This is a genomic window from Candidatus Omnitrophota bacterium, from assembly GCA_040755155.1.
Taxonomy (GTDB): Bacteria; Hinthialibacterota; Hinthialibacteria; order Hinthialibacterales; family Hinthialibacteraceae; genus JBFMBP01.
The window spans coordinates 57,557-71,888 of the sequence record JBFMBP010000124.1; the positions used below are offsets into that span (position 1 = coordinate 57,557).

Consider the following 14,332-nt stretch of genomic DNA (forward strand, 5'->3'; position numbering starts at 1 on the left):
CTGCGCTTTCTCCTATTCACGCCTTAAATGCAACCCCTTTTTTTGTTACTATTTTTCCAAAGGCTATAGACAGCCTCTGAGAATTTCTCATGCGGGAGAAAAAAGCAGGGCGGCGAATTGATTTCTTTTTTGAGGGTGAAGCCATAACATGAGCGGAATACCACGAGCCTTTGTTGCCAGCACAAGTCCGTTGATCTCGCGATTCATTGTCAAGTCGTGCTTGAAAAACGGCGTCGATCCCATCGAAATGCGCAACGAATGCGATTTGTTGAAAGAACTGTGGCAGGCCAAACCCGATCTCATCTTCATCCAGGCTACGATCATCGAACAAGCCGACGTCAACGTCGTCGCCCGCGTGAAAGTGGACGAACACATGGGACGCGCTCTTTTCGTGGTAACGGCTTCCCGCGACGACGGCGCGGATTTCGCTTATAAAATCGGCGCCGACGCTTTTCTACCCGTGCCTCATACTGAAGCCCAAATCGAAGCCATCTTGCGGCATGTCCTTCCTTGGCCCAAAAAAATCCTACTTGTCCATTCGCTGGAAGATCCGCCGGTCTCTCTTCGGCAAAAGCTCATGTCGGCGGGGTACAGCTTAGTAGCCGCCGATTCCGGCGAAGAAGGCGTAAAAACCGCCGCCGCCGAATCGCCGGATTTGGTCCTGTGCAATTTTCAACTGCCGGACATGAGCGGACTTCGATTGTGCGAACGCATCAAAGAATCCATACTGCTCAATCATATCCCCGTTATGGTTCTTAGCCGCGAATGGAACCTGGAGACGAAGGAAAACTGCTTCGAATCCGGCGTGCATCAGGTTCTGCGCTATCCCTTCGAATCGGGCGAAAATTTACGCATCATCGCCTCCGTCGTCGACGCGCCCCGCAAGAGCAAAAAATTCAAAGCCCTCGTCGTCGACGACAGCCCGCTGGTTCGCGAAGTCGTCGCCAAGATGTTCCGCCAAATCGGCTTTTTCGTCATCACGGCGGAAGACGGCCGCGAAGGACTGCAAGCCGCCATCGCAGAAAGCCCCGATATCATCACCTCCGACTGCGAAATGCCGGTGATGGACGGCTATCAATTTTGCATGAGGCTCAACCAGGATCCGCGCACGAAAAATATCCCCGTCATCATGATCACAGCCCGCAAATCGAAAGAAGATAAGGAAAGAGGCCGCAACGTGGGCGTCGCCGTCTATATGACTAAACCTTTCGAAGTGGAAGAACTCGAACGCCGGGTGACTCAAGTGCTGGTTTCGTGAATCGCAGCGATAAATAATTTTTTGATAGGCTCGCTCTCTTGGCGCAAATTATTTCTTCGATCTGCATTCCATCCAAAATAAATTATGGAATTCTACAAACGCGAAACCCTATGTTATAGTACTTACCTTCAGAAACCGTATAATGGAACGCCGAACGGCAACTGCTGGAATAATCGAACCAACTCCCGCCTCTGATAACAATGGACGTCCCTGTTTCAGGACCTTGCGGATCGACTTGCGGCCATCTCGCGTAAGGCGCTTCCCACCAATCCGAACACCATTCCCATACGTTTCCGTGCATATCATAAAGTCCCCAAGGATTGGGCAGTTTCAAACCTACTTCGTGAGGCTGATCGCTCGAATTTGTGCACCACCACATATACTGGTCGTGAATCGGCGAAAATTCCCGTTGATCGTCTGTTTCAAGAATATCCCCATAAGAAAATCGCGTCCTTGTTCCCGCTCGGCAAGCGTATTCCCATTCCGCTTCCGTGGGCAAACGAAAGATTCCTTGACCTAGTTGGTTCAATTTTTCAATGAATTCCTGGCAATCGCTCCATAAGAGATTTTCAACGGGATTGTTTGGATTTCCTTGAAAATTGGATGGATTCGACCCCATAACCGCTTGCCACTGCGCTTGTGTTAATTCATATTTCCCCAAATAGAAATCCTTCGATATCGTCACTTCATGCGGCGGCCAATCGTAATCGTTCGATCGTCCGCGTTCGCTGTAAGGCGCACCCATTACAAACATCCCCGTTTTAATCAAGACCATCTCCAACGGCTTCGCGCCTTCGGGAAGATTGGGAAGAGGAATTGTAACCGAAATCCCGCTTGGCGCCGGCGTTGCGGGAAAAGTAAGGCTCTTCGAAGCGAAAAGAGCGTCCTCCACTAAATAGACTTCCAACCGGTCGATCCACACCGTCGTCACTCCGAAGCCGCCGGTTCCGGCGACTTGAATGGCGGGAGTGATATCCGTCCCTGAATCGGGTTGATAGAGCAAGGTCAGGCAATACTCGGATTCGATCATCTTTGAAGAATTAGCGGGAATATGAGTCGCGATGGAGCCATCCATATTCTCTCCCGTCTGTAAGTCGCCTTTTAGAGCAACGAGAGCCAGTTGCGCGTCTAGGCCGTTGGCTCGCGCAATTAAACGCAATAAAACTGGCTTTCCTTGATTTTGAATCGGATTCATGGCCAGTAGAAACGCAACTTGTTTACCCTGAACCTGAACTTGCATCCCTAATTTATCGTTGGATGACGGCATCTCTCCCGAATTGAACGCCGCGAACGCCACGCGGCCCGCCGGCGTTCCCAATTGAAAGCCGCCGGGAATCGCCGACCACCGATTTTCCAATAACGTCGGCTGTTCGAATTCGTATTGGAAATAGAAATTCGCCGCGCTGGAACCGGTCGCCATCGGGATCGAGGCGAATCCATGCGTTTCGGGATGCGCCTCCAATATCTCGCAAGACGCGGCGAAGACAATGAGAAAGCGCAAAAACAATCGGTCATATATCGTCTTATAATTCATTTTCGATATCCTGGTTTCCAAACCAACGCCTCCCTTTTATTCTCGAATCCTAAAAACACTATTTCGTTAACATAACGCTATTTATTTCTTTTTACAAGATGGCGATAATGCGCGATTGAATTTTTTCGCAACATTTCCATAATAATTTTTACAGAAATACTCCTATCATTTTTCAGTGGACATCGAATCCTCATTTACTTGCGCATTATAATCTTCATATCATTGCATAATGCTTACGCCGCAGAGCGCTAAACGACAGTTTTTTTTCTTTGACCAAAGAAAGGCTATAATTGACAGGGATGCGCAAGCGCTATTCAAAGGAAAAAGACAAAAACAAATTAAGGGATTTTGTCGGGATCCTATCAAATAAATAATCTTGCTTTATAAAACCGAGAGTTGTAAATTTTATTCATATAGCATGTTGATATAACCATCCTATAAAAACGGCGGATTTCGCCTGCGAGGAAACGATGCGGTTCAGCGAATTGATTCAAACGCCGGAAATTACTATCGCGGAAGTGGGTCCGATTTATAACATTTTGAGTTCTTTCAACCAGGTGGAGTGCGTTTTCAACATCGATTCCGCCGAGGAGAAGAAACTCAAATTGACGAAGACCAATCCGTTGGGAAAAGAAGATACGGTTTATTTATCGTTGAAAAAGCATTTCGAGATGGAGAAGGATTTCTTTATCGCCGAGAACGTTCCGTATCAAGAATTGTCTCAGGAAGCGGCGGCAGTCGGCGCGAAAGTCGGCATCATGTTTATCTCGGCCAGCGTCCGCCTGGGGGGAATGTGCTCGATCCTGAAACGCATCGAGAAGCCGCTTTCCAACAAGGGCCAACGGTTAGTGGGTAAAGACGCTTTGTTTATATCCTTTCCCGACGCCTTGCTGTCGATCAACCGGCGCAAGCGGTTCCGGGCGTATCCTCGGATTGAAGATCATTTTTGCGAGATTACGGGATATGAAAACAACCGCCATGCGCCGATACCGTCCTACCTTGTGCGCAGCCTATCCGACATCGGCGCCTCCGTGATTATGATGAACGTCCGTAGCGACGATCTGCCTAATGCAGATGAGGAGATTTTCCTACGGCTCAATCTCTTCAGCGCCGCCAAGGATTACCGTCTGAAACGGGGGGTATTGGTGAGCGTAGCGGAGATTACGGAAGGGAAGGTCAATCAATCGCAATTCGTTTTTAAATGCCGAGCCATCCACATAGTGAATAAAAGCGAGCGGGCCGTAGAGATCGGCCTGCAATTTCTAGAAATGGCGCGGGAAGGCGTTTCCCTCGATCCCAAACAATTCTCCCACTTAACCTATCTTCCCATCGACCGCGATAAAGGAATAGAACCACTCCTCGCCTGGATCAACAAACTGCAACAATTGCTCCGCTCCCAGGAAAAAGAGAGAGGGCTGATGGCGTAATTTTTCGCTCAGTTTCTTTTATTCGAATATTTCCCACAAACGCCAACTTAGAACGCCGGTGCGGACCGGTTCGTTGGGATCGAGAATAATGCCGTTGCCGGTGCGGAAATAATCGAGCGTGATCTTGCCGCGCGTGTTGCCTTGAAAGCCGATTTGCATGATGCCGTCCGCATCGACGGCGGGCGATCCCCAGCCATTCCAACCGCTGCCGGGCATATCGGTCAAGGCCGGTTCGACGAAGTTGCGGTCGACGTAGAGCGTCCACGGGGAGTGATCTCCCAAAGCGCGGTCGGGGTAGGCGTCTCCTTCAAAGGCTTCGCCGTAATTGATGTCGGGCGCGAGGAGAACCTTTTCGTCATAAAGGACATAATCGAATTTGCAGACGAATGTCAGCACGTGAAATTGGGATAAATCCAGTTCATAGATAGGTAGCAACGCATTGGCGAAATAGCGGCTGCCGATGTAATTCTTATCGAAACTGCAAAGCCAAGTGCGTCCATTCGAGTAAGTATCCACGACGCCGTCGGGACGGTTTTTGAGGGGATAGATGGAAGAACGGTCGCCGTGTTCGTCAGCGGCGCCGCTGTTGGGACCGCCGATTTGATCGACTCTTAGCCGGAACTCGTAGGTAAAATACCAAAATTCCGCCGTTCCGTCGGGCGGTTCGATCCAGGAAACGTCATGGGTGAGGTAGACCGTCTGGCTGTCGGCGCCTAGCCGGGCAATAGAGACGGTTCCATCGCTATTTTGAGTGATTTCCGTTCCAGCGCGCGGCGCCGAGTAAATATACCAACCTTCCGTTTTGTAATCGTCGAAGAGGCTTGAAATATCCCACGACTGGGCGAACGAGGAACAACAGAAAAGGAACAACGCGAAGGATGAAAATACCGTTCTCATTAGATTTTCCCCCTTGGTAAAGGAATATGTACAACGATATTTTTCGATGGTTTATGGTTGTTTGCTTACGTCTACATAATTTACGCCAACCGAATTTCCATTCGATTCAATCCAGGCTTCCAGTCTTCCCGCGCCGGAGTTCAAGGATACAGAAGAGAATATACAAGAGTCCTCTCCTTTTTGTATAGGCTGGGTCGCGGTTGCGCTGCTCAGTTGAAAATGGGCTTCAGAGGCGTTTTGGACGGGATCAAAGCGCAAGATGATTTTATACGTTCCCGCTGCGGCTGTTTCGACTTCCCAATATCCGAGAGAATCTTTGCTCCAACCGGCGCGGGGGCCGCGCCAGTCTTGGCGAGTGAGGATCGTAGGATTTTCATACGGCGTTCCTAGTTGAATACGGGGGGGAGCATAGCCGCGCGAGGACGAAACGTCGCGGAACCATTTCTCGCAATCTTTACGCATGGCAGCGGCGATATCCGGATGGACGGCGGCGATATCGTTCTTTTCGCCGGGATCGGCATTCATATCGTAGAGTTCTTCGCCATTAATGAGTTTATAGCGTTGGCCGCGGGCGGCGCAGTTGCGGAAGAGAATGGGTTCGTCGCCGCGATGCCATTGAAAATACAGCGTGCGATCAGGCCAAGCGGGAGTTTTTTGCGTCAGGAGCGGTAGCAGGCTTTTTCCATCGATGGCGAGATTATCGGGTTTGGAAACGCCGCAGGCTTCGAGCAAAGTCGGCAGAATGTCGATATGAGCAGCGATGCGGTCAATTTTCGCGCCCGTTTGTATACGCTCCGGCCAGCGGATGAAGAAAGAGGTGCGAATGCCCCCTTCATAGACTTGCCCTTTTAAGCCGCGCAGTCCAGCCGTATAACGAGTCTGCTGCGGGCCGTTGTCAGTGAGGAAAATGACGATCGTGTTGCGTTCCAGGCCGAGGGTTCTCAATTCGGCCAACAAATTGCCGATGTTGTCGTCGATGTTGGTTACCATGCCGTAGACTTTGGCAGTTGTCTCGTCGAGGCCCATATCCAAGTAAGGTTTGACGTAAGAATCGTCGATTTGCAGCGGCGTATGGGGAGCGTTGGTCGCGAGATAGCAGAAAAAGGGACGCTGGCGGTTCTCGCGGATGAAGCCGATGGCGGCGGAAGTGAAGATGTCCGTGCAATAACCTTCGTGTTTTTCCGCCTTGCCGTTGCGTTGAAGAATGGGATTGTGATACCTATTGCCTGGAGGATCGGCGGGCTGGCCGATGCCGCCGCCATTATGAACCAGCGCCTCCTGGAAACCCTGGTCGATGGGGCGCATAGGGTAATTGTCGCCCAGATGCCACTTGCCGAAGATGCCCGTGCGATAGCCCGTCCCGCCGAGCAATTCGGCGAGCGTGGTTTCGCCGCCGTGCATCATGGCGCGGCCTAAATAGGTGTCGACGACGCCGGTGCGATAATTGTAGCGTCCGGTCATGAGGCTGGCGCGCGTTGGGGCGCAGACGGGAGAAACGAAGAATTGCGTAAACTCCACGCTTTCCCCGGCAAATCGGTCGATGTTCGGTGTACGTATCTTATCGTTGCCATGAACGCCAAGGTCGCCATAGCCTTGGTCGTCGGTAAGAATGAGAATCACATTAGGCGGCTTGGCGGCGGACTCATGAGCGATCGTCTGCGAGGACGCCATAAAGGCGGCGGAACCCGCCAGAAGACCTTGGCCGCTTTTTTCCAAAAACTCCCGGCGGGTGAAGGTAACTTTTAAAGGCATTTTACTTCTCCATTTCGCCTTCCAACAGATCATGGATGAAGTAGATAAGCGATCATTCTTTCAAAACAGAAATCGCGATGGAGAGAAGAAAGAGCGAGTTGGCGAAGTTCATAAAACTTTGGGGCTTGAAGGGGTACAATACGAATGCGGAGGAAAAATCGATGCCAATCAATTTGACAACAATCCCCACAATAATGGCGATAATACCCAATAAAATCAACAATTTCGGAATAGACTTCATGAACGCTTCCTCCTTAAACCTATCCTGCGGCGCCTAAACGCCGATTTTATTATTTCCATCATTATTACTTTAAAACTTGCAAGACTCTCCGTATAGGGAATAAACGATTCTATAATATCTTTTTGCAGCGAAACCATCGTTTGGATGGAAATAAGGAGATTTATTATGCCGAGAAAGGAAGACTTTCTCAAAGAGACGATTCAACATATCGACATGACGAAACATAATGTCGTTCCCCTCGTGGAAGCTATGCGCGGCATGGCTTTCAGCGCGAGAGACCTGTCCCGCGCGGCGGAGATTTACGACCGCATGTTGATGGACAAGGATTGCGCCGTTATTCTTTGCCTGGCGGGATCGCTGATCAGCGCCGGATTGAAGCGGATTTTCGCGGATATGATCCGTCTTAATATGGTGGACGCCGTAGTCAGCACGGGCGCCAACATCGTCGATCAGGATTTTTTGGAAGCGCTGGGATTCCGTCACTACATCGCCGAAGACCGCCTCAAGGCGGGATTGGACGACGACGTCTTGCGCAGCCTGCATATCGACCGCATCTACGATACGCTGATCGACGAGGACGACCTGCGCCAATGCGACGAAACCATTCGGAAGATCGCCGACGAATTGGAGCCGCACCCCTACTCATCGCGGGAATTCATCATGGAGATGGGCGCTTATCTGGAACGGACGAAACCGGAAACGGCGGACAGCATCGTTTTTGAAGCCTATAAAAAAGAGCTGCCCATCTTCTGTCCCGCCTTCAGCGACTGTTCGGCGGGATTCGGACTCGTGGCGCACCAATCGGCGCGGGGAGACGCGCCCAAGGTGAGCCTCGACAGCGCCAAGGATTTTCTCGAATTGACGCAGATCAAAATCCGCAACAAAGAGACGGGATTGTTCATGATCGGCGGCGGCGTTCCCAAAAATTTCGCTCAGGACATCGTCGTGGCGGCGGAAGTGCTGGGCAACGACGCGCCGATGCACAAATACGCAATTCAGGTAACAGTGGCGGACGTACGCGACGGCGCGCTTTCCGGCAGCACGCTCAAGGAAGCCAGCAGCTGGGGCAAGGTGGATACGGTTTTCGAGCAGATGGTCTACAGCGAAGCGACGCTGGCGGTTCCGTTGATCGCCGGATACGCCTATTTCAAGGAAAACTGGAAGAGCCGGGAAGCGCGCGGCTTGAACCATCTATTCGAAACGGCGCCGATTATATGATTATATGATCGAATAATAAATAGCTTCTAGTAAAGCGGGAATGGGTTATAGCGCATTCCCGCTTTTTTTTATACGCTATTCGTCATTGAATATTGTTTTTTTATATCCAGCGTATTCCATTGAAAACAACCGGACATTAGCGGCTCATAGCTAATTCTAATTTCATCGGATGGCGCCTGGTCATAACATTCATCGCGGACGTTTCCATTCCAAAGTACGCATATGGATTTTACATGAATCGATCCGAGAATTTTTCTCTCGGATTATGCTGAATATTACGGTTCCACCAACACAATCGCCCGGCGATAACTGAATAGCGGTGGAGTCCCATGATCTTTTAACTGGAGAATGACGTGAATGGTAGATCGTTCTTTTATCGGAGGGGCAATAAACGCGGTCTTGGCTCCTTGAGAATTGGATAATTCAACTACACCCGAATAGGTTCCCGCTTCCGGATAAACAAACCAGGATGTATCGAATTTGTCGCCGTCAGGATCGCTCGATCCTTCGCAGGATAACTCGACTTTATCTCCTGGTTTGACATTCAATTCGAGAATATCCTTACCCGGCATAGCGTTGATGATTGCAACGGGATTATGGTTGGCGTCTTGAAAGTTTTTCGCAACGCACCAATCCATACGCGCGGCGAAATCGTATTGAAACGCCTCCCGCCAGCGCCAGACGGTTGCCTGAGCCGTGGTGTAAGTCGAACCATCTCGCGCAGTCACTGTATCGCGGCTGTTGGTATAGATGGGATGCGTTTCCGCATAGGATTGGTGAAGAACGTAACGGCCTCCCCAACCGCCGTACGCGGGATTTTGATCGCTGCCCAAACCATTGTTGATGAGATTCAAAAAGGAAGGAGTATCGCCTTCCATGATATAAGCCAGTTTGGGATACAACGCGCCCAAAGGCCCGTGATTCTCGATCACGTTTTCCGTCAGCCAAGGATTATCCACCAGCTCGAAATATTCAAACGGCCCGTTTTTATAGTGCCGGTCTCCAGAAATCCCCGTCCAGGCGGCTTTGTAGTATTCCTTCGAATCGACGCTGCTGGGAGTGACGATGTAATATAAATCGGGATAAGCGATGCGCAGCCAACGCCCCGCATCGTCTTGATCGGAGATGGTATACACCCGCAGCTTGGATACGAATCGCTTTAATTCCGACTCCGTTCGCGCGTATTTTACATCCCACAACGCTTGCGCCAACGTATTGGCTCCTCCCCATATCGAAATCCAAATGGGGCGCTCATCGGGTTGATCCACTACAGCAACGATATGGTTGGAACCCTCCGTGCTTTTTCCGAATCCCACTGCTTCCATTCCGAATCCAGTCTGCCCCTCTTTGGCGACTGACATCAAGCGATCTGCGGCGGGATAGCCTTGGGCATGTTTCAACAGATTATTCCGCACCTGGCCGTATGCTTGGATGTCCCGCTGAATTAAGTCCAGTCTTGGATTCTGGCGCAGCCATACTGAGGTTGTGGCGATGATCCCTTCGACATCGTATTCATTGCTGTATACCAGAAAACGCACGAGCGATTCCTCATCATCCGGTTCGTTGGAGATATCGGTGAGAACGATAACGCGGGGTTTTTCTGCAGCGTACCCACTAAGATATACGGTCATCAAAGCGAATAATCCGATTAATCTTGCATATCGGTTCATGGTTTGATTCCATCTCCTTTTGTTCCGATTCAGCGCTGTTTGTACGAGATATATACTTCTGCGCCCAGAAAGTAAGCAATGATATTGAGTCGTATTCAGTCCGTTTGCAGCGGCGATATTTTCAGAGCCATGCCAAATAGAGAAATTCTTAAGTATTTGTAAATAGTGGATTTTGTTAAAAACGCCTGTTTTTATGTTATATCCAATGTTGGATTATCATGAACTGCGGCGTATTCAATGTAATACTTGTGATATTCCTCCAGGATTTCGTTGGCGCGGTTCAATTTGGCGCATAGAAGTTTCAATAGCGCTTCTCCAATATCGGGATAACGGCGGATCATGGTTTTGATGCGGATTTTTTCTATTTTCAGCAGCTTGGCGTTCTCAACGACGGTGACAGTGGCGGATCGCGGACTGTCGCTGAGGATGGACATTTCGCCTACAATATTGACCGGTTTCACTTCGGTGATGAAAAGCGGTTTGCCGTTGACTTCGCGTTCGACTTTCAACATGCCGGACAGAAGCATATAAGCGCATGTTCCCGCTTCGCCCTGGCGAATCAATACATGGCCGGGGGGATAAAGACGGATATCCTTGGCGAGATCCACGTTGGTTTCTTTAAGAATTTTGAGCAGACTCATAATTTCGCTGGCCGATCATCCACTTGGCGCTTTTTTCGCCGCGAACGGCGAAATCGTTGGAGATGAATATTCTTCCATAATAAAAGGAAGAAAAAATCGGTTCTAATCCTCCATTTCCATCCATTTTTTGAATTCGCCGGAAAATTGTCTTTCATATTCGCAGTGTTCGGCGATAAATTCATTGGCGCCGATGAGTTTGGCGCAAAGGAGTTTTACAATAAATTCAGCTGCTTCGGGATTGCGCCGGAATAAAAATTTGAGCCGAGATTTTTCCAGGCGGATCAATTTCGAGTTTTCGATCGCCGTCACAGTGGCGCAGCGCGGCTTGCCGCTTAAGATGGCTATTTCGCCTACGATATCGATGGGAGTGATTTCCGCAATGAAAACAGGAGGCGGTTTTTTTTCCAATTCCACTTTTAGTTTTCCTTCCACCAAAAGAAAGGCGCACGTCCCCGGCTCGCCCTGGCGCATCAGAACCTGGCCTTTGGCCGCTTCGACGATTTCATTTTCCGACTCGAACAAAAAATAATTCGTCATCATCCAAACATCCGAAAAGATATAATTTAGATTGCGGCAATAAAAACCTTGAACGCATCGTACGCTTCGTTTTTTTAATCCTATAATGGAAATCTCTCGTTGTCTATTTATATAAGCGGGATGGCAGGGGAAAACGGCGCTTGATTTTTTTCATTTCTTCGGGTTTATTGCGCAAACGAATAAAGATGGAATGAAGAAGCAATGTGCGCCAAGACCATTTATCATTATACGCCGGAGATGGACGAACAACTCGTCTCCCCCGGAAGCATCGACGAAAAACTGGATTTCGAGAAAATCTTCGGAAATCGCCATCCGGTGGAAATCGAAATCGGGACGGGAAAAGGACGCTTCATCCTCGCCGAATCGAGACGGCGGCCTGAAACGAACTTCATTGGCATCGAACGGTCGTTGAAATGGATTCGCATCGCTCTTTGGCGCGCCGCCCGCGATCCCCGGCCCAACCGTTTTTTTCTATGTTTGGATGCTGATTTAGTAGTGAAGCTGCTGACGCCGCCTCGTTCGATTGCGGCTTATCACGTCTATTTTCCCGATCCCTGGCCCAAAGACCGTCATCGCAAGCGCCGGCTTTTCAATTCCCGGCTCTTGGAGAAAATGGCGGAGACGCTGGTAGCGGAGGGAAGGCTTTTGTTGAAAACCGATCACGCTGAATATTACGCCGACGCCCGCCAGCGTATTGACGGCAGCGGTTTATTTTCGCTTATGGAAGATAATGTTTCCAACGAGATTATCGAAGATAGGGAGGAAGCCCCGGACTCCGCGACGCATTACGAAATCAAGTTCCGCCAAGAATCCCGCCCCATCTACTCCGCTGCCTATCAAGTAGTAGCGGCGTATTCGTAAAATACAACTACATATTTGTAAATATATTTGACAGAATCAAATTGGCATTTCTGTAACAACGAGATATAATTCAAGATAGGAGGGTTTGAAAACGCCAACGAAAGGAGGCGGTGATCATGTTAGGCCAAATCTCTTGGATCAAGCCTACCGACGTGCCTGTCGAATTGTTATTCTGGTTTCTCATCGGGATAACGCTAGCCGTACTAGCGATTTTATATATCTGCCGGCGATATGCCTATTTCAAAAAAGTGCAAATCCTTCAAGAAGAAATGAAGGCGTTGGAACTGGAAAATGGCGAGAGCCAGACGCTGGAAAGTCTCGTCAAGCGGTATATGCTGAACGAACCGGTTGAAATTCTCTATTCGCTGCGTCTGTTCGACGACTTGGCGCTGAAAGAGATGGGGCGCATTCTTGGTAGTCCGCTTTCTCAGGAATCGAAGAAAAAGTACATCGATATGCTCTATCTGATTCGGCAAAAGACCTATTTCCCCGGCGGCGCGTATTCGCAAGCGCCGGTATCTTTCGATCCTTCCGATCTGCATTCGGCGCTGCCTTCCTACTAGCCGCAGTGGCGGGCCGCCATTCGCTTCGAGTTAACCCTGCGTCTATATTTTTATAAAAATCCTTTTGCAGTATAGGATGGATGTTGCACCCAACCAGAAGAGGACGAACGCTATCGCGTAAAGCAGAGAAGCGTTGACGGGGGAGGTCCAGGGAGCGAAGAGATTTTGCACGATCCAGGAAATCGCATCCATCCGCGCCTCGCCCTGACCGATGGAGATCATTCCCAACAGCTCGCCGCCGATGCTGGAGAGAACGTACACGAATATGGCGTTGCTGCCGAAAACCAGAAAAGGAACAGCCCATTTTCGGTAGCCAAATACGTCGATAATCAGATAGAAGAAAGCGAGTAAATGAAGCGCCAGCCCGGCGGTGAGAAAAACATAGGGAACGGTCCATAGGTTTTTGTTGAAGGGCATCCATGCCGTGAGGATATACCCAAGCAGCAAACAGGCGTCGCCGGAGAGAAAGAGGCCGATCAAACGGCTTTTTTCTTCCTGATGGGAGCGCAGCCAGGTCCCCGCGAAATACCCCAATAACGTCGTAACAATGGCGGGCAAAGTGCTAAAGACGCCCTCCGGATCGAATCCGGCGGCGGGAGCGTTGGGCCATGTGTGTCCGCCGAGAGTATGGTTGTCGATCCACCAGCAGAAGTTGCCGACGGGTTCGATTACGCCTGCGCCATAGCCGGGAACGGGGATGAAAAGCATCCCGATCCAATAGACGGAGAGCAACGCGAAGGCTGACATCCATTGCCAAAAGGGAGACAATCCGATAACGATCCACCCAACGGCGAAATAGCAAATGGCGATGCGCTGGAGTACGCCGGGGATGCGGATGGTGTGGAGATCGAAGTTGCCCAAGGCGTTCAGAAACAGGCCGAGAGCGAAAATGATGAGGCTGCGACGGATGAGTTGCCGGATAAGCGGCGAGTTGTCGCCGCCGCTTTGCAGGCGTTTGGCGAAGGAAAAGGACATGGAGACGCCGACGATGAAGAGAAAGAAGGGAAAGATGAGATCGGTGAACGTGCAGCCGTTCCATTTCGCGTGTTCCAAGGGCGAGTAGATATGCTCCCAATCTCCGGCGTTATTGACCAGCACCATCGACATCATGGTAAATCCACGAAATGCGTCGAGGGAAACGAGCCGGCCTTTTGGGTAGTTGTTTTGAATCTGCGCTTCGTTCATGTAAAAGTTGCTCCCTTCGTCATTCGTTGAAAATTCATTATTGATAATCCCCGCCGATTCTTTTATCAAGACGCCTATGGCGAAGATTTAAGCGAGCCGAATACGGATTTTCGCTGCTTTTTATTTCAAATCTTATTGAGAGTTACAATCTCATGTTACGCAAGATAAAAAACATAATGGAGTTATTTTTGCTTAAAATATTGAATCGTGAAACCACGAAAAGGCTCGAATACCACAAGATTTTCGAATCGCGGATATCGCGGATTCTTTTGGATTTCACGAAAAAAAAGCATTTCACTACGCAATCCCAAGCGCCCACTTTTATTCGTGTTTTTCTTTTTCGTTTCGTGTTTTCGCGATTCGAAACGGCGATTCTAATTGACAACTTCATCTTTTTAACCGCACGTAACATGAGTTACTATTAGAAATGCTGCTACGGGTTGGAGAAATTCGGCTGGGTATAGTAATCTAGCCAATAATCAATGGGAAATATACGATCCTAAAAATATGGAATCGCGCCTAAATCTTCCTTTGGAAAATCCATCGCC

At 49.7% G+C, this 14,332-nt stretch carries 13 protein-coding genes; 5 read left to right on the forward strand and 8 right to left on the reverse strand.

Translation table 11 applies throughout. The features are described 5' to 3' along the window. Positions 1-148 precede the first annotated feature (148 nt). A complete protein-coding gene (locus AB1656_18415; GenBank protein ID MEW6237360.1) occupies positions 149-1,258 on the forward strand; it encodes a response regulator in 1,110 nt (369 codons plus the stop codon). 82 nt (positions 1,259-1,340) lie between these two features. Here the strand turns inward: AB1656_18415 and AB1656_18420 are convergent, their stop codons facing one another. Further along, positions 1,341-2,792, reverse strand: coding sequence for a formylglycine-generating enzyme family protein (locus AB1656_18420; protein ID MEW6237361.1), 1,452 nt, complete (start codon positions 2,790-2,792; stop codon positions 1,341-1,343). Positions 2,793-3,262: 470 nt separating this feature from the next. On the opposite strand from AB1656_18420, the gene AB1656_18425 reads away from it, so the two are divergent. Beyond that, positions 3,263-4,219, forward strand: coding sequence for a hypothetical protein (locus AB1656_18425; GenBank protein MEW6237362.1), 957 nt, complete (start codon positions 3,263-3,265; stop codon positions 4,217-4,219). 18 nt (positions 4,220-4,237) lie between these two features. Here AB1656_18425 and AB1656_18430 read toward each other — a convergent pair whose 3' ends face one another. The 3 genes from AB1656_18430 to AB1656_18440 are packed head-to-tail and all read right to left on the reverse strand — an operon-like array spanning position 4,238 to position 7,109. Then, the gene (locus AB1656_18430; protein ID MEW6237363.1) at positions 4,238-5,116 is read right to left on the reverse strand and encodes a hypothetical protein; all 879 of its coding nucleotides are present in this window, start codon (positions 5,114-5,116) and stop codon (positions 4,238-4,240) included. 51 nt (positions 5,117-5,167) lie between these two features. After that, on the reverse strand, positions 5,168-6,868 hold the full coding sequence (locus tag AB1656_18435; GenBank protein MEW6237364.1) for an arylsulfatase: 1,701 nt from the start codon (positions 6,866-6,868) through the stop codon (positions 5,168-5,170). A 52-nt stretch (positions 6,869-6,920) separates the two neighbouring features. Next, positions 6,921-7,109 carry a hypothetical protein gene (locus tag AB1656_18440; GenBank protein MEW6237365.1) on the reverse strand — a complete coding sequence of 63 codons (189 nt, stop codon included), beginning with the start codon at positions 7,107-7,109 and terminating at the stop codon, positions 6,921-6,923. A gap of 165 nt (positions 7,110-7,274) precedes the next feature. Between AB1656_18440 and AB1656_18445 the strand changes: the two genes are divergently transcribed. Then, positions 7,275-8,327 (forward strand): deoxyhypusine synthase, encoded by a 1,053-nt coding sequence (locus AB1656_18445; GenBank protein ID MEW6237366.1) that lies wholly within the window; start codon positions 7,275-7,277, stop codon positions 8,325-8,327. Positions 8,328-8,602: 275 nt separating this feature from the next. On the opposite strand, the gene AB1656_18450 is transcribed toward AB1656_18445, so the two are convergent. The 3 genes from AB1656_18450 to AB1656_18460 all read right to left on the reverse strand — a co-directional run bounded on the left by AB1656_18450 (position 8,603) and on the right by AB1656_18460 (position 11,178). Then, a complete protein-coding gene (locus tag AB1656_18450; GenBank protein ID MEW6237367.1) occupies positions 8,603-9,997 on the reverse strand; it encodes a nucleoside hydrolase-like domain-containing protein in 1,395 nt (464 codons plus the stop codon). A 191-nt stretch (positions 9,998-10,188) separates the two neighbouring features. After that, positions 10,189-10,638 (reverse strand): cyclic nucleotide-binding domain-containing protein, encoded by a 450-nt coding sequence (locus AB1656_18455; protein ID MEW6237368.1) that lies wholly within the window; start codon positions 10,636-10,638, stop codon positions 10,189-10,191. Between the two features lie 102 nt (positions 10,639-10,740). Then, positions 10,741-11,178, reverse strand: coding sequence for a cyclic nucleotide-binding domain-containing protein (locus AB1656_18460; protein ID MEW6237369.1), 438 nt, complete (start codon positions 11,176-11,178; stop codon positions 10,741-10,743). A 198-nt stretch (positions 11,179-11,376) separates the two neighbouring features. On the opposite strand from AB1656_18460, the gene trmB reads away from it, so the two are divergent. Further along, entirely contained in the window at positions 11,377-12,036 is a 660-nt protein-coding gene (gene trmB, locus AB1656_18465; GenBank protein ID MEW6237370.1) for a tRNA (guanosine(46)-N7)-methyltransferase TrmB, read from the forward strand. 116 nt (positions 12,037-12,152) lie between these two features. After that, positions 12,153-12,599, forward strand: a complete 447-nt coding sequence (locus tag AB1656_18470) for a hypothetical protein (GenBank protein MEW6237371.1) — start codon at positions 12,153-12,155, stop codon at positions 12,597-12,599. Between the two features lie 42 nt (positions 12,600-12,641). Here AB1656_18470 and AB1656_18475 read toward each other — a convergent pair whose 3' ends face one another. Then, on the reverse strand, positions 12,642-13,784 hold the full coding sequence (locus tag AB1656_18475; GenBank protein MEW6237372.1) for a heparan-alpha-glucosaminide N-acetyltransferase domain-containing protein: 1,143 nt from the start codon (positions 13,782-13,784) through the stop codon (positions 12,642-12,644). Positions 13,785-14,332 lie beyond the last annotated feature (548 nt).